The sequence below is a fragment of the Streptomyces collinus genome, from assembly GCF_031348265.1.
GTDB lineage: Bacteria > Actinomycetota > Actinomycetes > Streptomycetales > Streptomycetaceae > Streptomyces > Streptomyces collinus.
Genome location: NZ_CP133771.1, coordinates 3,739,317 through 3,758,670 on the forward strand (window position 1 = coordinate 3,739,317; position 19,354 = coordinate 3,758,670).

19 protein-coding genes and 3 pseudogenes are annotated in these 19,354 nt (G+C 68.6%); 8 read left to right on the forward strand and 14 right to left on the reverse strand.

The window, feature by feature from the left end:
* Positions 1-31: 31 nt before the first annotated feature.
* From RFN52_RS16760 to RFN52_RS16775, 4 genes are all read right to left on the reverse strand, one after another.
* A complete protein-coding gene (locus RFN52_RS16760; protein WP_184847353.1) occupies positions 32-919 on the reverse strand; it encodes a carbohydrate ABC transporter permease in 888 nt (295 codons plus the stop codon).
* Positions 920-925: 6 nt separating this feature from the next.
* The gene (locus RFN52_RS16765) at positions 926-1,912 is read right to left on the reverse strand and encodes a carbohydrate ABC transporter permease (RefSeq protein ID WP_184847354.1); all 987 of its coding nucleotides are present in this window, start codon (positions 1,910-1,912) and stop codon (positions 926-928) included.
* Positions 1,913-1,946: 34 nt separating this feature from the next.
* On the reverse strand, positions 1,947-3,245 hold the full coding sequence (locus tag RFN52_RS16770) for an extracellular solute-binding protein (RefSeq protein ID WP_184847356.1): 1,299 nt from the start codon (positions 3,243-3,245) through the stop codon (positions 1,947-1,949).
* A gap of 398 nt (positions 3,246-3,643) precedes the next feature.
* Complete coding sequence (locus RFN52_RS16775) at positions 3,644-4,651, reverse strand: LacI family DNA-binding transcriptional regulator (protein ID WP_184847358.1); 1,008 nt, start codon at positions 4,649-4,651, stop codon at positions 3,644-3,646.
* 522 nt (positions 4,652-5,173) lie between these two features.
* Between RFN52_RS16775 and RFN52_RS16780 the strand changes: the two genes are divergently transcribed.
* From RFN52_RS16780 to RFN52_RS16800, 5 genes and pseudogenes are all read left to right on the forward strand, one after another.
* Entirely contained in the window at positions 5,174-7,747 is a 2,574-nt protein-coding gene (locus tag RFN52_RS16780) for a GH32 C-terminal domain-containing protein (protein WP_184847360.1), read from the forward strand.
* A gap of 358 nt (positions 7,748-8,105) precedes the next feature.
* Positions 8,106-9,047 (forward strand): annotated as a pseudogene (locus tag RFN52_RS16785) (PP2C family protein-serine/threonine phosphatase); the annotation flags it as partial.
* A 173-nt stretch (positions 9,048-9,220) separates the two neighbouring features.
* Positions 9,221-9,924: pseudogene (locus RFN52_RS16790) on the forward strand (DUF5994 family protein).
* 10 nt (positions 9,925-9,934) lie between these two features.
* Entirely contained in the window at positions 9,935-10,246 is a 312-nt protein-coding gene (locus RFN52_RS16795) for a hypothetical protein (protein WP_184847364.1), read from the forward strand.
* A 22-nt stretch (positions 10,247-10,268) separates the two neighbouring features.
* Entirely contained in the window at positions 10,269-10,655 is a 387-nt protein-coding gene (locus tag RFN52_RS16800) for an STAS domain-containing protein (protein WP_184847365.1), read from the forward strand.
* Here RFN52_RS16800 and RFN52_RS16805 read toward each other — a convergent pair.
* The 6 genes from RFN52_RS16805 to RFN52_RS16830 all read right to left on the reverse strand — a co-directional run bounded on the left by RFN52_RS16805 (position 10,604) and on the right by RFN52_RS16830 (position 13,315).
* On the reverse strand, positions 10,604-10,774 hold the full coding sequence (locus RFN52_RS16805; protein WP_167404007.1) for a hypothetical protein: 171 nt from the start codon (positions 10,772-10,774) through the stop codon (positions 10,604-10,606). The two genes, RFN52_RS16800 and RFN52_RS16805, sit on opposite strands and share 52 nt — an antisense overlap.
* 113 nt (positions 10,775-10,887) lie before the next feature.
* On the reverse strand, positions 10,888-11,481 hold the full coding sequence (amaP, locus tag RFN52_RS16810; protein WP_184847367.1) for an alkaline shock response membrane anchor protein AmaP: 594 nt from the start codon (positions 11,479-11,481) through the stop codon (positions 10,888-10,890).
* Positions 11,482-11,491: 10 nt separating this feature from the next.
* Positions 11,492-12,178 (reverse strand): DUF6286 domain-containing protein, encoded by a 687-nt coding sequence (locus tag RFN52_RS16815; protein WP_184847369.1) that lies wholly within the window; start codon positions 12,176-12,178, stop codon positions 11,492-11,494.
* On the reverse strand, positions 12,175-12,621 hold the full coding sequence (locus RFN52_RS16820) for an Asp23/Gls24 family envelope stress response protein (protein WP_184847371.1): 447 nt from the start codon (positions 12,619-12,621) through the stop codon (positions 12,175-12,177). Before RFN52_RS16820 ends, RFN52_RS16815 begins: the two co-directional genes overlap by 4 nt.
* Positions 12,621-12,845 carry a hypothetical protein gene (locus tag RFN52_RS16825; RefSeq protein WP_184847373.1) on the reverse strand — a complete coding sequence of 75 codons (225 nt, stop codon included), beginning with the start codon at positions 12,843-12,845 and terminating at the stop codon, positions 12,621-12,623. The genes RFN52_RS16820 and RFN52_RS16825 overlap by 1 nt, the downstream gene beginning before the upstream one ends.
* Positions 12,846-12,883: 38 nt before the next feature.
* On the reverse strand, positions 12,884-13,315 hold the full coding sequence (locus RFN52_RS16830; protein WP_184847375.1) for an Asp23/Gls24 family envelope stress response protein: 432 nt from the start codon (positions 13,313-13,315) through the stop codon (positions 12,884-12,886).
* A gap of 133 nt (positions 13,316-13,448) precedes the next feature.
* On the opposite strand from RFN52_RS16830, the gene RFN52_RS16835 reads away from it, so the two are divergent.
* Together RFN52_RS16835 and RFN52_RS16840 are read left to right on the forward strand one after the other, a co-directional pair.
* Complete coding sequence (locus tag RFN52_RS16835; protein ID WP_184847377.1) at positions 13,449-14,234, forward strand: hypothetical protein; 786 nt, start codon at positions 13,449-13,451, stop codon at positions 14,232-14,234.
* Positions 14,235-14,552: 318 nt separating this feature from the next.
* Positions 14,553-15,602, forward strand: coding sequence for a fatty acid desaturase family protein (locus RFN52_RS16840; protein ID WP_184847379.1), 1,050 nt, complete (start codon positions 14,553-14,555; stop codon positions 15,600-15,602).
* 326 nt (positions 15,603-15,928) lie between these two features.
* On the opposite strand, the gene tgmC is transcribed toward RFN52_RS16840, so the two are convergent.
* The 4 genes and pseudogenes from tgmC to RFN52_RS16860 form a co-directional block, all read right to left on the reverse strand.
* Complete coding sequence (gene tgmC / locus RFN52_RS16845; protein WP_184853918.1) at positions 15,929-17,053, reverse strand: ATP-grasp peptide maturase system methyltransferase; 1,125 nt, start codon at positions 17,051-17,053, stop codon at positions 15,929-15,931.
* Positions 17,053-18,001 (reverse strand): annotated as a pseudogene (tgmB, locus tag RFN52_RS16850) (ATP-grasp ribosomal peptide maturase). Before tgmB ends, tgmC begins: the two are co-directional and overlap by 1 nt.
* Positions 17,998-18,309, reverse strand: a complete 312-nt coding sequence (gene tgmA, locus RFN52_RS16855; RefSeq protein WP_184847382.1) for a putative ATP-grasp-modified RiPP — start codon at positions 18,307-18,309, stop codon at positions 17,998-18,000. Before tgmA ends, tgmB begins: the two are co-directional and overlap by 4 nt.
* A 286-nt stretch (positions 18,310-18,595) precedes the next feature.
* Positions 18,596-18,829 carry a hypothetical protein gene (locus RFN52_RS16860; RefSeq protein WP_184847384.1) on the reverse strand — a complete coding sequence of 78 codons (234 nt, stop codon included), beginning with the start codon at positions 18,827-18,829 and terminating at the stop codon, positions 18,596-18,598.
* 79 nt (positions 18,830-18,908) lie between these two features.
* On the opposite strand from RFN52_RS16860, the gene RFN52_RS16865 reads away from it, so the two are divergent.
* Positions 18,909-19,310: a P-loop NTPase family protein gene (locus RFN52_RS16865; RefSeq protein ID WP_311240973.1), complete on the forward strand. Its 402-nt coding sequence runs from the start codon at positions 18,909-18,911 to the stop codon at positions 19,308-19,310.
* Positions 19,311-19,354 lie beyond the last annotated feature (44 nt).

The following is a 19,354-nucleotide window of genomic DNA, read 5'->3' on the forward strand; positions in this document are numbered from 1 at the left end:
GAGAGTCGATGTCCGGCGGCGTACGCCGGCTTCACTTCAGGCCGGTGGTGGCGATACCGGCCACGAACTGGCGCTGGAAGAAGAGGAAGACGAGCATCACCGGCAGCAGGACGACCACCGCGCCGGCGAGCAGGATGCCGAAGCGGGTGAAGGACTGTCCGCTGCTGGCCAGGGCGAGGCCGACGGGAAGGGTGTACTGGCTCTCGTTCTGGGCCACGACCAGGGGCCACAGGAAGTTGTTCCAGGAGCCGAGGAAGGTGATGATCCCGAGGGTGGCCAGGGCCGGCTTGGTCAGCGGCAGGATGATCTTCCAGAAGATGGCCAGTTCGCGGCAGCCGTCGACGCGGGCGGCGTCGATCAGCTCGTCGGGCAGGGTGGAGATGAACTGCCGCATCAGGAACACCCCGAAGGGGCCGGCGAGGAACGGCAGGATCAGCCCCAACAGGGAGCCGGTCAGCTGCATGTTGGCCACCAGCACGTACAGCGGTACGAAGGTGACCAGGCCGGGGATCATGAGCGTCCCCATGACCAGCAGGAAGACGGCGCGCTGCCCGCGGAACTCCAGCTTGGCCAGGGCGTATCCGAGCATCGAGCAGAAGATCAGGTTGCCCGCGGTGACGGCCAGGGCCACGCTCACGGAGTTGGCGAACATGCTCGTGAAGTCGAGCGAGTTGAACAGTTCACCGTAGTTGGCCGTCGTGGGCGCCGTGGGTATCAGGACCGGTGGCACTCTGCGGATGTCCGCCTCGGGCTTGAAGGAGCCGGAGAACATCCACAGGAACGGCGCGATCATGAGCAGCAGGGCGCCGCCGAGCGGCAGGTACAGCCAGGGCTGACCCCAGGTCCGGCGGATGCGGCGACGCCTCAGTACGCGGTCCGTGTCCGGGTGTGGCGTGGGGAGAGTGGAGAGGGTGCTCATGGGTCGTCAGTCCTTGTCTCGCAGCACGCGGAACTGCAGCACGGTCAGCACCACGATGAGGACGAAAATGACGTAGCTGGCGGCCGACGCCATCTCGTAATTGCCGTTGCCGAACTGCTTGTAGGCGTACAACGTGGCCGACAGGGTGGAGTCCAGCGGTCCGCCGTCGGTCATCACGAACGGCTCGTCGAAGAACTGCAGATAGCCGATGCCCGTGGTCACGGCGGTCAGCAGCAGGGCCGGACGCAGGAGCGGGAAGGTGACCCGCCAGAACCGCTGCCAGGCCCCGGCGCCGTCGAGTTCGGCGGCCTCCATCAGGGACTGGGGAACGGACTGCAGACCTGCCAGCATGATGATCATGACGGTGCCGAGGTTGCGCCACACCGCCATCACGATCATGACGGGAAGAGCGAAGCGGGTGTCCGCCAGCCAGGCCGGTCCGTCGATCCCGAACCAGCCCAGGACGAGGTTCACCAGGCCCGCGCGAGGTTCGAGGAGCGTCTTCCACACCACGGCGACGGCCACGATGCTGGTGATCACCGGCAGGTAGAAGCCGACCCGGAAGACGGCCCGGAAGCGCCGGATACCGCGGTCGAGGGCGACCGCCGCGGCGAGCCCGGCGGCCAGCGTCAGCGGCAGGGCCACCAGGACGAACACGGCCGTGTTGCGCAGGGCCGTGAAGAACTGCTCGTCCTGGAAGAGCCGCACGTAGTTGTCGAGGCCGATGAACGACACGTTCAGGGGTGTGCGCAGGTCGGCGCTGCTGGTGTCGGTCAGACTCATCAGCAGCGACCAGACCAACGGCAGCAGCATGAAGGTCGCGAACAGTGCGAGGAAGGGCGCGGCGAGGATCCAGGCGGCCCGGGCCTGCCTGCCGCGTGCCAGGACCCGAAGCGCGAATCCCCGGCGTGCGGCACGCCGCTCCGGCCCCGCGGTGCTCTGCTGGTCGGTGTCGCCCCGCCCGGGGAGCGTTTTCGTGGACATGGATGTCATCCGTCCGTACGAGGGCTGCTCATGGCGGTGGTGCTCAGCGGCCGGTGCCGATGCTGGTGGTCTTGGACTGCAGTGCCTTCTGCACCTCGGCGACGGTGGCCTTGCCGAGGGCCAGCTTCTCCAGTTCGGAGTCGATGGCGTCGGCGATCTGCTGCCAGGTCGTGATGGCGGGCGGCGCCTTGCTGACCTTGAGCTGCTCGTCGAACGGCTTCATGTTCTCGTCCGCGCTCAGGTTCCCGTCCGTCCACGCCTGGGGCGAGGCAGGCAGGCCGCCGGTGGCCTTGGCATAGGTCGCGAGGTTGGCGGGCTCGGTCAGGAACCGGGCGAACTTCCATGCCGCGTCGGGGTTCTCGGCCTCCTTGAACACCGCCAGGTCGGTGCCGCCGGCGAACCCGGCGGGCTGCTCGGAGTAGGGCACCGGCATGGTCTTCCACTTGCCGTCCAGTTCCGGGGCGTCCTTGTGGAAGCTGGCACCGGCCCACGCTGCCTCCTGATAGGTGGCGATCAGCCCGTCCCGGAAGCCCTGCACGTTGTCAGACCTGTCGGTCGGCGCCAGGCCCCCCTTCGGGACGCTTGCCCAGTACTCCAGCGCCTTGGCGACCTCGGGCGTATCGAAGGTGAACTTCTTGGTCTTGGCGTCGTAGATGTCACCGCCCTGCTGCCAGACCATCGGCACCCAGAAAATCCAGGAGTTGAAGCCCATCAGCAGCCCGGTGGCATGGCGCAGCTTGGGGTTCTGCTTCCCGGCGGTGGCCTGGATGGCCTTGAGGTCCTTCAGGTACCCCTCCCGGTCGCCGGCCAGGGCGCCCTTGATACCGGCCTTCTCGGTGAGGTCGGTCCGGTAGTAGACCACCGTGGTGTCGGCGGTGAACGGGACGCCGTAGGAGGTGTTCTTGTACTTGGTGGTGTCCCACTGGCCGGGGTAGAAGTCCGACGACTTGATCGACGCCGGGGTGGCCTGGAAGCCGTTCATGGCGGCCATCTCGGGCATCCAGGTGCTCCCGATCATGGACATGTCCGGCGTGTTGCCGCCGGCTATCGCGGTGGTCAGCTTGTCGTGGGCGCCGTCCCACGGGACCGCGGTGATCTTGACGTCGGCGTCCGGGTTCTTTTGCTCGAACTTCTTGGCCAGTTCCTTCAGGGCGGGTTCGATGTCGCCCAGGTTCCACATGACCACCGTCCCCTTGGCCTTGCCCGCGCCGATCTGGGCGGGCGCGTCCTTGCCGGGGGCGGAATCCTCGCTCCGGCCACAGCCGGTGGCCACCAGGGCCGCCGTGACGGTGACGCACAGGGTCTGGACGGTTCTGACAGAGTGCCGGGTTGTTATGCGCATGGTGCGGCTCCTAGCCGTTGAGCGATACGGAGGCGGGGGGGGGCGGCGAAGGGTGGGAGCGGGCGGACGCCCGGATGGATCACCACATGAGTGGAGACCGTCTGCGTTGGCAGCGGCATCGGCGGTCAACCGCAGGTGGCAGCTGGAGCATCGACGCGGAGTGGTAGCGGCCCGGGCGGGTGTGCCAGGCGCACCGTTCGGTGTCCGGATCGGGCACGCACGGGTGGAGAGGTGCAGCTGGACGGTGCCGCGTGAACGCAGGCGCAGCCGCAAGGGGTTGTGGGGAAGCGAGGGCCGAGTGGTTCGCCGAGGTTTCAGGGAGACGGGGGCGGTGCGTCGCCGGCAACGCACCGCCCGGCTGCGAAGCGCCATCACGTGCGCATCGCGATGACTTAGCGTCAGTTCGCGCTTGGCTCTAACGTCGAGCCACGGACCACGAGGCTGGTGGGAATGATGCGCGCGGAGGCGGCCTGCGGCGATCTGCGCACGTGGTCGAGCAGCAGACGGGCCGCTGCCTCGCCCATCTCCCGCATCGGCTGGCGGATGGTGGTCAATGCCGGATAGGTGTACGACGCCAGCTCGATGTCATCGAACCCCACCACGGCGACATCCTGCGGAATCCGAAGGCCGGCCTCGTGCAAGGCGGCGAGCACGCCGGCCGCCGAGGGGTCGTTGTGCCCGAAGACCGCGTCGAACTCCGCCCCGTCCGCGAGAGCCTGCGCGATTGCGCTCCGGCTGCTCTCGAACAGGAAGTCGCCGCGGATGATGCGGCGTTGGTCGAGCTCGATCCCGGCCTGCGCATAGACGTCGACGAAGCCGCCCAGCCGTTCCTGAGTGCAGCCGTACTCCTCGGGACCGGTCACCACCAGCGGGCGACGGCGGCCGAGGTCCAGCAGGTGGCGCGCCGCCTGCTCACCGCCCTCCCGATTGGTGGTGGCCACGTAAGGGAACCCCGGCCGCTGGAAACGGTCGTCGATCAGCACCACCGGAAGTCCGGCTTCATGCAGTTCCGTGATGGCCGCCAGAGCACCCTCGGGCTCTATCACCAGCAGACCGTCGAACGACTTGGCAGCAACCTGCAGACCCAGCCTGCGCAGCGACTCCTCACCGCGGTTCACGGTCAGCATGCGCAGTCCGAAGCCCTCGGTCTCCAGCGTCTCGACGACCGCCTGCACGATGCCGGCCCAGGCCCAGGCCATGTCAGGGACCAGCATGCCGATCATCTGCGTCGTACCGCGTGCGAGCCCCACTGCCCCGGCGCTCGGCACATAGCCGAGCTCCGAGATCGCCTGGCGGACCTTCAGGACGGTGTTCTCGTTGATCTCACCCTTGGCGTTCAGCACCCGCGAGACCGTCGTCTTGCTGACCCCGGCATGTGCGGCGACGTCAGCGATGGTGACTCCCATGTCACCTCCCCTCCCTTCATCCAGACGCGGAAGACGTCCTCCCGCACCGAAGGGCCGATCGTACAAAGACTCGTGGAACCGGTACCGGAATCGATCCCGAAACCGGTTCCGGTACCGGTTCCGGAAGTCAAGCACCGAGGGGGCCAAGCGGTCAACACACCGGAAACAACTCGTTCACGAATCTCGACGAGCGACGGAATCCCGCGAAGGTGCGCCACCCGGCCCGACCTGCGCGAACGCCGACCCCAGCCCACCGTGACCGAACCCGTCTACGCAGGTCACGCCCCCCGGCGGCGCCCTGATGGGCGGCGGCCCGTACCGAACCAATTGCGCCCGCACCATTGACGCACTGGCCGGATTGCGCTTCATAATCGGTCACTCGCTGTCATCGATGACACAAGTCAACGATGACACCCCTGGGCGGCATGGCTGTCAGCGCCGGCCCGGGGCCTCACTTTTCGGCCCGTCCGCGCCAGGGCCGCAGTCACCGCTGCGCGGACGGCCGCGGGACAAGGAGACACCATGAGCTCTGTACGCGTATCCCGGCATGCCCGCATGCGGTTGATGGCGGCGGTGGCAACGGTCTGCGCCCTGTCCGCCGCGCCGCTCGCCCCCCAGGCCGTCGCTGCCGACACCTCGCCGTACACCGAGACCTACAGACCCCAGTTCCACTTCACTCCGGAGAAGAACTGGATGAACGACCCCAACGGCCTCGTCTACTACAAGGGCGAATACCACCTCTTCTACCAGCACAACCCGAACGGCAACTCCTTCGGCGACATCTCCTGGGGGCACGCGGTGAGCAAGGACCTCGTGCACTGGAAGGAGCTGCCGATCGCCCTGTCGCACGACGACGAGGAGTTGGTGTTCTCCGGCAGCGCGGTCGTCGACTGGAACAACACCACCGGTTTCGGCACGAGGAAGAACCCACCCATGGTGGCGATCTACACCAGCGCCTACAAGGACGGCAGCAAGCAGGCCCAGTCGCTCGCCTACAGCACCGACCGCGGCCGCACCTGGACCAAGTACCGGGGCAATCCCGTCATCGACATCGGCTCCAAGGACTTCCGCGACCCCAAGGTCCAGTGGTATGCGCCGACCAAGAGCTGGCTCATGACGGTCTCGCTGTCCAAAGACCACAAGGTGCGGTTCTACTCGTCCAAGAACCTCAAGGACTGGGAGCTGCTCAGCGAGTTCGGGCCTGCTGGTTCGACGGCGGGCGTGTGGGAGTGCCCCGACCTGTTCCCCCTCGCGGTCGACGGCGACCCGGACAACATCAAGTGGGTGCTGGTCGTCAACATCAACCCCGGGGGCATCGCAGGCGGTTCGGGCTCGCAGTACTTCATCGGCGACTTCGACGGCAAGAAGTTCACGGCCGAGGACAAGGGCACCTACACCCCGCCCACCGGCACAGTGCTGCAGGACTTCGAGGGAACCGACTTCGGTTCGTGGACGACCACCGGCACCGCCTTCGGCCAGGGACCGGCAACCGGGGCGGTGGACTGGCAGGGGGCGGTCTCCGGCTTCGACGGCAAGGGCCTCGCCAACAGCTTCCACGGCGGTGACGGCGCCACCGGCACCCTGACCTCGCCCGAATTCACTGTTGGCAGCCCCTACTTGAACTTCAAGATCGGCGGCGGGCGGCATCCGCACGAGGCCGGAACCGTCCTGGACAGGACTCCTCCCGAGGGGAAGGTCCTCGCCGACTTCGAAGGCGGCACCTACGGCGCCTGGACAGCGACCGGGAACGCCTTCGGCACCGCACCAGCCACCGGCACCCTCCCCGACCAGGGCCAGGTCTCCGGCTTCCTGGGAGACGGGCTGGCCAACACCTACCTGAACGGCGACTCCACCACCGGCACCCTCACCTCACCCGAATTCACCATCGACAAGAAGCACATCAACTTCCTCATCGGCGGCGGCAACCACCCGGCCGACTCCGACAACCCCACCGCCGTCGAACTCCTCGTCGACGGCCAGGTCGTCCGCAGCGCCACCGGAAAGGACGCGGAAGCGCTCAACTGGGCCTCCTGGGACGTCAGCGACCTCGCCGGCAAGAAGGCGCAGATCAAGATCGTCGACAACAACAGCGGCGGCTGGGGCCACCTCAACGTCGACCACATCGTGATGTCCGACGCCTTGGCCACGCCTGTCTCCCAGGAGACGTCCGTCAACCTGCTCGTCGACGGCCAGGTCGTCCGCAGCGCCACCGGCACCGACAGCGAGAGCCTGGACTGGGCCTCATTCGACATGCGCCCGTACGTCGGCAAGAAGGCGCAGATCCAGGTCGTCGACATGAACACCGCCGGCTGGGGCCACGTCATGGCCGACCAGTTCACCGCCGCTGACAAGCCCGCCAAGTCCGCCGTCCAGCTCACCGACTGGACCGACTACGGCAAGGACTACTACGCCGCGGTGTCCTGGGAGAACGCGCCGGGCGGCAAGCGCTACATGATCGGCTGGACGAACAACTGGGACTACGCCGGCTCCATCCCCACCTCCCCCTGGCGCGGCGCCCAGAGCATCCCCCGCGAGATGGCCCTGCGCACCGTCGACGGCCGCGTCCGGCTGACCAGCAAGCCGGTGAACAGCGTGAACTCCCTGAGGGAGAAGCGCCCGACAACCGCGACCGGCGTCACGGTCAAGAGCACCTCCAAGCCCTTGATCGCCCCGGCGGCCAAGGGCAAGGCGCTCGACATCGAGGCGACCTTTTCCCTCAAGGACGCCGAACGCTTCGGCCTGAAGGTGCGCACCGGAACAGGCGGCGAGGAGACCGTCATCGGCTACGACACCACGACCCAGGCGCTGTACGTCGACCGCACCCGCTCCGGCGCCGCTGACTTCCACAACGCCTTCTCCGACGCCTTCTCCAACAGCGTCCAGACCGCGCCCCTGAGGCCCAAGAACGGCAAGATCAAGCTTCGCATCCTCGTCGACTGGTCATCCGTCGAGGTCTTCGGCGGCAACGGCGAGGCAGTGATCACCGACCAGATCTTCCCCGACCCCTCCAGCACCGGCGTCGAGGTCTTCGCCGATGGCGGCGCCGCCACCCTCGAGCGCATGCAGGCGTGGCAGCTGAGGTCCATCTGGCGGTAACGGGTCAGAGGTCCGTACGCCCGCGAGGGTCCGCGTACTCCACGCTTGGCACGGATGCGCGGCCAGCGGATCGAGGAAGGTCAGCACAGAAGCGTCCTCCTCGATCAGCATCACCGTTCCCACTCGGCTGATCGTCCGAGGCTCAGGGGAGCAACCCGCGCCCAAGCCGTAGGCAGCTGGCCCACCACGAGGTCCCCCTTGGCACGGATTCAGCACACATGACGACGGGAAACACCGCGAACATCCGAGAACTACTGAGGCGCGTTTCCCCAGCTCAGGCGCGCCACACTTGAGATTCGCCCAGGTCAGGGCCCTGCCCAGGAAAAACTCCTAGAGCGGGTGTCGCAGGTTCGAATCCTGCCGGGGGCACGCGGTCCCCGTGGAGGTGCCCCAGGAGGACGGCGTCCGGGTCCACCCGCCCCTGCTGGACGGCGGTGACCAGGTGGGGGTCATGGCGGTGACGCTGGACAGCGTCGACGACCACGACCGCCGCCTGCTGCTCAGAATCTCCGGCCTGGTGGCCGACCTCCTGGTGACCAAGCACGGCTACTCCGACCTGTTCTTCGGTGTCCGACGCGGCGAGGCGATGAGCGTCGCCGCGGAGATCCAGTGGTCGCTGCTGCCACCGCTAGCGATGATCATGCCCCGGGTCGCCGTGGCCGGGATCCTGGAACCCGCCAACGACGTGGGCGGCGACAGCTTCGACTACGCGCTCAACGACGACGTCCTCCACGTGGCCATGATCGACGCGATGGGCCACGGACTGGACGCGGCCACGATGGCCACCGTGGCCATCGGCGCCTACCGCCACGCCCGCCGCGCCGGCATCGCACTGCCGGAGATCTACGACTTCATGGACCGCGCCGTGGCAGAGCAGTTCGGTCCCGAGCACTTCGTCACCGCACAGATGATGCAGCTGGACACGACGACGGGGCGGGCGCAGTGGATCAACGCCGGGCACCCGCCGCCGATCCTCGTCCGCGACCACCGCGTCGCACAGCGTCTGGTCACCCCGACGACCCTTCCCGTCGGCCCCTGTGGTTCGGTGCCTCGAATCAGCGAGCTGGGGCTGGTTCGCGGGGACCGCCTCCTCTGTTTCACCGACGGAGTGGTCGAGGAGCACAAGAGCGGTGGGGAGGCGTTCGGGGAGGACCAGCTGATCGACTGCGTGAACCGATCGGAGAGGACCGGGCGCGGCATCCGGGCGGTGACGCGATCCCTGTCCCACAGGCTCAAGCAGGCGAGGGGCGGGCGGACCAGCGATGACGCGACCCTGCTCATGGTGGAGTGGCGCGGCTGACCTCTCGCCCCCGCCGTCCGACACCGTTGTGCCGGCCGCGCCCGGCGGCGACGGCCCTTCAGCCCGAAGGACGGGAACTGCCGGCACGCGCTGAGGCATTGCCGGGAGATCACCCGGCCGGTACTCCACTCCACGTGGCCGCTGCTCCGCGCCGCAACGAAACGCGGAGTAGTGTGGACAGTACCGAGGGCATCTCGCACACCGGCTTCCACGCCGGGTCGTCCCCGGCGAAAGATGAAACCCGGGCCGCCGCAGAGGCGGCCCGGAGACGGGTCCGCATCATGTCGGCGACCTTGTACCCAACCCTGCCGCACCCCGAGCCCGTCGCAACCCCGGCCGCGCGTCTCGCACTGAAGACCGACCGCCCCTCCAGCGGACTCCTGGACGGAGCCTGGTGGCCCCGTTCCCGTGATCTGCTGAGCGAACTGCCGGCACTCACCGACGTGTTGGATCCCCTGTGGGGCCGCATCACCCGCATCGCCGTAAACCCGGAACACTGGCCGGTCATCCCCCGCACGGTTCCCGTGGACGGCCACATCGTCAAGGTCGGCTGGTTCACCCGGAGATCGACCCCCACAAGCTGCTGCTGCTCTCCTACGGCACCGGCCGCTGGGATCTCCTGGTCATCCCGCCCGAGACCGGGGCGGAGTCGGCGGCCCGGCTGATGGAAGCCGCGTCCGACCACGACGGCCCGCCCCTGACCGCGAGCGCGCTCATCGCCGCGGACGAGGCCCGGCACGGCGTCCTGGCGGCCGACCAGCCACTGGACCCGGACGAGGCATGGGAGTACGAGGGCGGCGCCTCCACGGTGTCCGTAGCCGTTCCCCAACAGACCGGCCCGCCCGGCCGGGCCAGCCGACTGATCATCGGTATGTGAGGTGGCCGCCATGAACGCCTTTCTGACAGCCGCCGCCTTCGTGGTCCTCATCGCAGCGGCGGCGTACGTGATCCACCGGCTCGACCTCCAGCACGCCGACAGGATCGCCGCGTACCGGTACAGCACCCCCCGGCCCGGCCGCCGCGGCCACGGCACGCCGCAGCCGCACCACGCACCACGGGTGATCATCCGGGCTCCCCGCCGACCGCTTGGCCGCGCCTCTGAACCGTCGGCTCAGTCCGCGGCGACGCGTGCCCGGGGCGTACACCCGGGCCCTGGGCAGCGCGAGGAGCGGCCGGGACCCGTGGACGGAGGCATCTGAGCAACATCTGAACCGAGGCGTCATGACTCTTCCGCAGCTGAACATCTACCGGCACGACCGGGACAGGCGGGCACTGGTCACCCTGGCCGGTGTGATCGACCCCGCCACCGCGCCCCAGGTGCACGCCGCTCTGGAGCGGTGCCTGCAGGACGGCATCGCCCTCATCGACGTCGATCTGACCACCGTCGACCGCTGTGACAGCAGCGGCCTGCGCGTCTTCCTCGACGTGTCACGGCACGCCGCCGAGACCCACGCGTCCTTGCGGCTGCACCACCCCTCCCCGCAGACCGAGCGACTGCTCACGGACACGGGCTCCGACCGTCTGCTCCGTGCGACGAGACCGGGAGGGGCGCGGCCTCAGCGGGCCGGGCGCCGAGGAGATCGCCACACGGAGCGGGCCGCCAGGTAGAGCAGATCGGCGATGAGGAGCAGTACACCGGCGGAGGTCAGATAGAGCATGCCGTCGACGCCCGCCCCGATGGCGATCAGAGCGATTCCGGCGACGAGCAGGGTCAGGAACAGGACCATGCGGAATGCCTCCCTGGAGAGAACCGCGGCGTAGATGACTTTGGGGCAGTCGTGAATACCTGCCCTGCGAGCCACAGACCGGGTCCCCCGTTGGGAGTCAGGCCCTGTGGATCTCAGCCGACGCGTCGTGCGTGGTGGCGGACTTCCTTGAGTCGGACCTTCGAGGGGAGGCGGTCCAGGCCGGCCGAGTCCCGCGCGTTCGCGAGTGTTTCCCGGCTTAGTCGTCCCAGAGTCCGCGCTGGATTCGCATGAGGCTCCAGCAACAGCCGCACGCGCGCAGCCGGAGCGGAGCTTCGGCCCGTCAGCCGTACATGCGCCCCCGAGACCCCGTCCAGGGCCTGTGCCTCTTCCTCGATCACGTCCTCCAGTGTGCCGCCGTCGAGCCGGGCCGCCGCCCCGTCCCCGCTGTCGACGAGGACGCCGCCCAGGTGGCGCCTGCGCTGTGCGAGGAGCCACCACAGCAGCAGGACCAGCAGCACCGCGAGCACCGCGATGACGGTCGGCCACCACCAGCCTTCCTCCCGCCACCGGGTGCGTCCCTCGGTGCCCAGCACCACGTCGTCCGGCCCGCGGAAGGGCCACCAGCCCGGCATGCCGAAGTCCCAGCGGCGCGGCAGGTCCAGCCCGCCCAGCAGCACGGCGCCGCCCAGGGCGAACAGTCCAAGGCCGAGAAGCCCCAGCAGCACCCGGTTCACTGTCCTGAGCATCGGGATCACCTCAGCCCTTCTTCGGACGCCGGACGCGCACGGTCAGCGCGGGTTGCCAGGCGAGACCCAAGGACGTCGCGGCTTCGCCCAGCGTGGCGTCCAGGTCCGCGCGGACCTCCGCGAGATCGCGGAAATGGGCGCGCGCCAGGGCTTTGACCTTCCGGCGGCCGACAGCGACCCGTGCCGACTGGACACCGGGCACCTGCACGGCCCGGTCGCGCAGAACCAGGGCGGCCGCGCGGCGGTCGAGCCCGGCGCGGACCTCCCCTGTCCCGGGGATACCGGTGGACTGCCGCATGGGCAGCAGCCTGCGCAGTCCCGGCGTCACCGCCAGCAGGAAAAGCCACAGGCCGAGGGCCATCGCCACTGCGGCCCCGACGATCATCCAGACGTCATCCAGTGGCCGTGTGGCCAGTTCCTCAGCAAGCCGCCGCCGCCAGCGCATCGCAGACCGACCTGCCCGGACCGAGACCACGTCGTACAGGAGCAATCCGATGGCCGCGGCGGACAGCAGGGCCACCAAGGCCGCGGGAATCCGCCGCGTTGACCAGAAACGGCGCGCCGACCGGCCTGGTTCACCGGTCGCCGCCGTCTTGGCCCCGCCCGCCCCGGTGCCGTCGGCGGACGGAGCTGCCTGTCCGGGTTCGGGGGGAAGGTCGCTGTCACCGGTGGGCTGCCGCCAAGTGTTCGCGCTCATCTCACCCTCTCCTGGTCCGTGTGGCGCGTATGCGCCGAGTGCAGCCTCTCGACCGACACCGCAAGGTCGGACACCTCCATGCCGGCCCATGTCCTGAGCCGGTCGGTAACCTCCCGGCGCACGGCGGCGCACTGCGCCCCGATGTCGGACGGATAGCCGAGCTCGACGGTGATGCGCATCCGTGCCTCGCCGAGCGCCGCCTGCTGTCCGTCGGCGGACTCGGCGTCTCGTCCTGCGGTATCCCGCTCCGGTGCCCGCCGCACGGAAGTGGTCACGCGTGGCGTCCGGCGGCCGGGGGGTACGTGGTCGACCGAGTCGGTGAACCGGCTCAGCGCCACGCGCGCCACGTGGGAAGCGATCTTCGCAACGACCCGGTCGGCGATGGTGATCGCACCGCGCTCCCCACGGGGAATGCCCGGACGCAGATTGGCTTCACCGGTCACTACCGCCAGTCTCCCCGTGCCCGTCGCCGGTCATCGCGGATCCGCTCCTGCCTGTCCCGGCGGCGAACGAAGTCGCCCGGTTCGAGATCGCCTTCCACGAACCGCCCGACCACGAGTCCGACGACGCCCAGCCCAAGAACCAGCAGGAAGGCCCAGAAGTCACCGAAGTACGCGGCGAAACCCAGCGCCATTCCGGCCATCAGGCCCACCACGGCTCTACTCATCACGCGCTCCTTCACTCACGCGGGCTGCTCCGCCTCGGCTACTGGATCCGCTGCCGCTCTTCCCCTTCGTCCTCCTCGTCGGGGAGCTTCACATCGCTGACCATGATGTTGACTTCCACGACTTCCCGGCCCGCCATCCGCTCCACTGCGGAAATCACGTTCTCGCGCACCTCACCGGCCACGTCCGTGATGGAGACGCCGTAGTCGACGACGATCTCCAGATCGATGGCCGCCTGCTTCTCGCCGACCTCGACACTGACCCCACGCGTGGCGGACCTGCCACTGCCGGCACCGGGCATCCGCTCCCGCATGGATCCCATTGAGCGCGCGAATCCGCTGCCCAGGGCATAGACGCCGCGCACGTCCCGTGCTGCCATTCCGGCGATCTTCTCCACCACCACATCGGCGACCGTCGTCCGGCCACGAGAAGCGGGAGCGCCACTGCGCCCTGCGCCGGTGATCTCGGTCATCGGGATATTCCTCCCTCAGAGGCCCACCCGGATCTCTTTTCTACGATTATATTCCTGTTAGGGCGCATTGCCGGAATTGAACACTGCGAGGCGCGAGGGTCGGACAAGTCGCCTGAAAGAGGGTGCGAGGCCGGTGAAGACCGAAGCAGGGACGCAGGCGGTACGGCACCAGTTCGGCCTGGGCCGGCTGCTCCCGCTGGGCGGGCCCGCCGACGGGGCATGGATCACCGAGCAAGCGGCCGTCCAGGCCCTCAGGCGGGCCGCGAACGAGATTCCCGGGGTGCGGCTGGAGTCTCTGCGCATCGGGCCGGCGCCGCTCGAATCCGTGTCCGAGCCGGCCGTCCGTCCGCCGGCCAGCGCGATGCCGCCGGGCCCGCTCAGGATCGAAGCCGCCTTTTCGGCATCACTCGGGGAGCCACTGCCCGAAACCGCCGACCAGTTGAGGAGCAGACTGCTGGACGCGGCCGCTCGACGGCTCGGCCTGGCCACCGTGGCAGCCGACCTGCGCGTCACGGATCTCCATGAGGTCCCGCAGACAGCTACGGAGACGCGGACCGTTGCGAGATCCATGACGCTCACGCCGCAAAGCACAGCCGCAGCAAGGACCGCAGCCGCACGGAGCTCGCTCCCCGTGACCGGAGCGGGCTCCCCGCGAGGGCCCGTCGGGGATCTGGCGGACGTCGCAACGGGTGTTCCGGGCGTCGCCGCCCTTACCACCGTGCTGGGGAGCCGCCCGGTCAAGATGGAGGACCATGCCGACCCACCCGGCCGGCGTGTCGAGGTCCACCTCGCGGTCGCCCCTGGCCACCATCCTCTGGACGTCACGCGCGCCGTCCGGGCCGCCGTGGCCGACGCGGCGACCACCGACGCCCCGGGCCCGGTCACCGTTGCCGTCCTCATCACCGAGACCGCGGCTTGACCGGCCAGGCGTCGAGCACTCATCAGCGATCAGCAGATCCGCTTCACCGGCCGGAGTCGGTTCTGTCTGCCGACATGCACGCGGACCGCTCCGGAGGCCCCGTCTGGCACGGTGTGAGACGCCCGCGGCGGGGTACCCGCCAGAAACAGAGGGCCTGCGCAGCAGCCGCTGACGGACGAAGCAGATGCCTCCCAGCTCCGTGGTCGTGTGATGTGTCCGCAACCACGGAGGACGAAAGGCTCTGCGTGCGGCCCGGTCCCAGCGGCTCCCGGGGCGGCGCCGAGCCAACCGGCCTTCTTCGGAGAGAGTTTCACCATCATGAGCAGTAACACCACAGTTCGGCCCCCGCCCCCGCCCTCGGAGGCGTCCGGCAGTGACTTCGCCCGCCTGTCGAGAAAGATCGCCGCCGCCGGGCTGCTGGAGCGCCGTCCCGGCTACTACGCGCTGCGGACCACGGTGGTGGCCGGGCTCTACGTCAGTGGGTGGGCCACCGTCGCGCTCATCGGCGACAGTTGGTGGACTCTGGCGGTCGCCGCCTTCCTTGCCGTCGTCTTCGGCCAAGTCGCCCTGCTCGCCCATGACGCGGCGCACCGCCAGGTGTTCCGCCGACGCCGGGCCAGCGAGGTGTCCGGACGGATCGCCGGTGCCGGTATCGGGATGGGCTACGGCTGGTGGCAGGACAAGCACACCCGCCACCACGCCAACCCCAACCACCAGGAACTCGACCCCGACCTCGACCCCGACCTGCTGGTCTGGTCCCAGGACCAGGCGCGGGCCGCCAAGGGGCTCCCCCGCCTGATCGGCCGCTGGCAGGCGTTCCTGTTCTTCCCGCTCCTCACCCTGGAGGGCTTCAACCTGCACGTGTCGAGCGTGAAGGCACTGGCCAATCGTTCGCTCAAGCACCGCACGCTGGACGGCGTCCTGCTGTTCGCGCACTTCGTGCTCTACCTGACCGTGCTGCTGTGGCTGCTGCCGCCCGGCATGGCGATCGCCTTCCTCGCCGTCCACCAGTGCCTGTTCGGCGTATACCTGGGCGCCCTCTTCGCGCCCAACCACAAGGGCATGCCGATCCTGACAGGCGAGGACCGCCCGGACTTCCTACGTCGCCAGGTGCTCACCTCACGCAACGTGCGCGGCGGCAGGCTCACCGACATCGCACTGGGCGGGCTGAACCACCAGATCGAGCACCACCTGTTCCCCAGCATGCCCAGCCCCAACCTGCGCAGGGCCCGGACCATCGTGCGGCGCCACTGCCAGGAACTGGGTGTGGACTACGTGGAGACCGGGTTGGTCGCCTCCTACCGGTTGGCCCTCGCCAGTCTCCACCGGGCCGGAGCACCGCTCCGGCACGCACGTGTCCCCGTCTGAGAGACCCTGCCGGAGCCGTCGGGGCCGTGATGTGGTCACCGATTACACGCCCCGGTCCGCGCGGAGCACTGCGAAGAGCACGACGGCTGCGAGGGTCAGCCACGGGCAGCTACGGGGAGGAGCGGACACCCCCATGCCCGCTACCCCGGGACAATGAAGCCGCAGGTCACCTGCCGTACGCCCCCGCCTCTCTCCTAAAGCGGGTGTCGCAGGTTCGAATCCTGCCGGGGGCACCAGGCAAAAGGCCCCGGACCGATCATGGTCCGGGGCCTTTGACATGCGCTGCTGACATCAACGCGGGCCGTCGAAGACTCCCCTCGCTTCGGTTACCAGCGGACGGTCTGGCCCTCCGGGGTAACGGTGACGGTGAACTCTTCCAGCTCCGGTGCACCGGCGGCGTACCAGCGGCCGAGCTGTTCTTCCACGCGGTCCCACAGCCGCTCCGGCCCGCCCTGTCGGACCAGCCATCGACCGCCGTCCTCGTGCACCGCGGCCCACGAACCGGAGCCGACGTCGACCAGGACGTCCTCGGTGCGTCCGTTCCGTTCCATCGTCAGCCGTTGGGCACCCGGCACGGCGAGCTGCGTGACGAAGCGTGCGGTCCAGTTGTTCAGCACGTCTGCACCGGTGGCGGTCTCGCGTTCCTCGCCGTCGTCGAGGTCGGGGAGCATGCCGAGCAGGGGCGGCAGCTGCGGCCGGGCGAGCATGAAGGAGATCTGCCCTCCGAGCAGTCTGCCCCGGGCCACTCCGTCTTCGCCGACAGTGAGCCGGGCCAACTCCGAGGCATACAGCCACCCGCACAGGGTGGCCAGGATGACTCCGCCCGGTGCGGTCTGCTCGATCCAGGCGTGAGGCACCTCCAGCACCCCGCAGGTGGCGACCAGCCGGTCGTACGGGGCCCCGTCCTTGTGCCCGGCGAGGCCGTCACCGACGACCAACTCGGGGAAGTAGTTGCAGGAACCCAGGGCAGCACTCGCCCTGCTGGACACCTCCGCGTCCACCTCCACCGACGTCACCAAGTCTTCACCAAGTCGGTGACACAGCAGCCCGGTCGAGTAGCCGGTGCCGGTGCCGATCTCAAGCACCCGGTTGCCGGCGTCGACCTGGAGCTCCTCCAGCATCCGCACGACCAGGCTCGGCATGGTGCTGGACGACGTGGGGGTGCGCAGGATCTCACCGCGGATGTCGCCTGGCACGATAGTCCCGGCGATCTGGGTGACCAGAGACTCATCCGCATAGCAGCGCTCCAGCCAGCCGGCCGTGTCGGGCAAGACAGGCCGCCAGGCGGTCGGTGCGGAGCCTTCGACCTGATCGAAGAAACCGCCGCGCAGAAACTCATGGCGGGGCACGCTTTCGACAGCCGCGCGCCACGGCGGGGTACGCAGGAAGCCACCACCGGAGAGTCGACCGGCCAGCGTACGGCGATGGGCTGCGGAATCCATGACGGTCATCAGCGCATCTTCCTTTCCAGCAGGTCGGCCATGGCCTGGAGCATCGGCAAGCCGGTCTCCGGTTCCAGCCAGTACCACTGCCCAGACGGGTTGCACTCCAGGAACCACCATTGCCCCTCGCGGTCGATGGCGAAGTCGAAAGCGCCGAAAACGAGGCCGAAGCGGGCCAGGTATGCGTGCAGGGCGTCGACGATGCCGGGCGGCGGGCTGACGACGGAGTAGCGCAGACGGCTGTAGTCGGTGCGCCAGTCCAACAGGTCCGAGTCGATGCGGACAGGGAACACCCGGTCACGGATGACGGTCACGCGTACGTCCGCGGTCTTCTCGATCCGCTGCTGGAACATGCGCGGTGCCGGAGACGGCCTCATCGATGTCAACGGCCCCCACCTCGGCGACCTCCACGGTGCAGGAAACCCCGTCGATGCGGTACAGCGGCGCCGACAGCGGCTTGTAGATCGCGGGTGCGTGCTGCTTGATGAACGACCGCGCGGCATACGGGTCCGAAGTGATGACCGTCGGCGGGAGACGGAACCCCGCAGCCGCGGCGGCGGCCAGGCCGGACGGTTTGAACTCGGCGTCCCCGATGCGGTGCGGGTGGTTGACGTACAGACAGCCAGGAAGCGACGCGAGGACTCCCCCCAGACCGTAGCGGGCCTGAGCGACCGCGAACCGGGCGTCCTGCTCGTCCAGGTGCGGGAAGGTGAAGCCGGAAGGCCGGCGGTAGTACAGGGACCGGACCTGCGTCAGGTCGGCGGTCCGCGACGGCGTGGACAGCGTGCCTTCCACGCCGCTCGACGTGATCGTGGCCGTGACCGACAGGGCGTGAGGGAAGTCCCCCGAGTCGAACCGCACGACCGGGACACCCCGGTCGTGCAGCTCACTGATCACCACGTCGGCCGTGGGGTCGTCCAGATTGGTGACGACCAGCACCGGACCGAGATCGCTCACTGGTCGGTGTCGTTCCCGGTGTCCTGGTCACCGCCGCCGCTGCCACCGCCGCCGGAGCCGTCCGACGGGTTACCGGTGTTGGTCGCCGGGTTCGTGCCACTGCTGGTGCCGTGCTTCCCCATCTCCAGCACATGGCCGTCGGCGTCGAAGTAGCGAGCTGTCTGGGTGGTTCGGTCGAGCTCGACGCGGGCGCAGTCCGACGCCATCGCCGGATACGGAGCCATGCGCCGCACGCCCCAAGGGGACGGCGTGGCCGCTCCGGACGACAGAGGCGTCCCGGTGGGGAGCCGATCGGAGTGAGCGAACAAGAGTTCTTCCTCTCTGCTTCGGTCTTCTTCGGTTGCTTGACGAGCCCGCCCCGGCGCTCGGCCTGTGCAGGGTTGAGGGCCGGGGCGGGAGTCTCCTCGGGTCAGGCGCCGCGGCGCGCGTCCCGGCATTCCCTGCTCAGCCGTACGGCTTCCGGGCATGTCAGCCGAAGGTTCGCGGCCCGGTCGTCAGTGGCCGTGCACGTCGGGCAGGTCATGCAGTGGCCTGCCATGCGCTCGAACGCGGCTGCCCAGGAGGCGTCGACGGATGACGGATACTCGCGGCCGCTCATGCCTCCGGCTCCGCGGGGATGCAGTGCCGTCCGGCAGCGATCAGGCGGGCGACCTCGACGGGCGAGCACAGCATCGAAGGCGAGTCCAACGGGGCCGACCAGTAGGTGGCGCGGGGACGAGTCCATTGCACGGCGTCCACTCTCGGCACACCGAGGTAGCTGCCGCGGCCCAGGCAGTCCACGTCCATGGCCCGCCAGTTGTCGAGGGCCTGGTGCCAGGTTCTGGGCATGCGCGTGAGTCGAGATCGAAAGTGGAGGTCGGCTCTCAGAGAGTTGGGTGACGGCCAGACACTCAATGAACCTCGCCGTTTGGTGGAGTATGGCAACTTTCGAAGCGTCATTTATCTCGAAGTTATGGCGCTGCGCGATTACGTTGAGGAAAATACCCCATTTTCGACGCAGCATGGCGTGAAGGGGACTGAATACCCTAACGTGCTTGCAGTCTTCGGTGGCGGCTGGACTCAGTACAACTTCGCTGACATGCTCGCGAAATATCCTTCGAGGGGCGATCTGAACGAGCGGGATCGGAAACGATTTGAGAAGTCGCGCAACCTTTTCTATGTTGCGTGTTCTCGCGCGAAGAGTGATCTGACCACCCTATTCACAACCGAGCTTTCTCGCAGTGCGCTAGAAACACTAGGAGAATGGGCGGGAGAATCAAACGTAGTGGGCATCCAATTCTCGCCAGACGGAACGCCACTAGACGTGTAGCCGTCACGAAGTGGGACGCCGGCGCGCACCACTCAGGGGCCCTG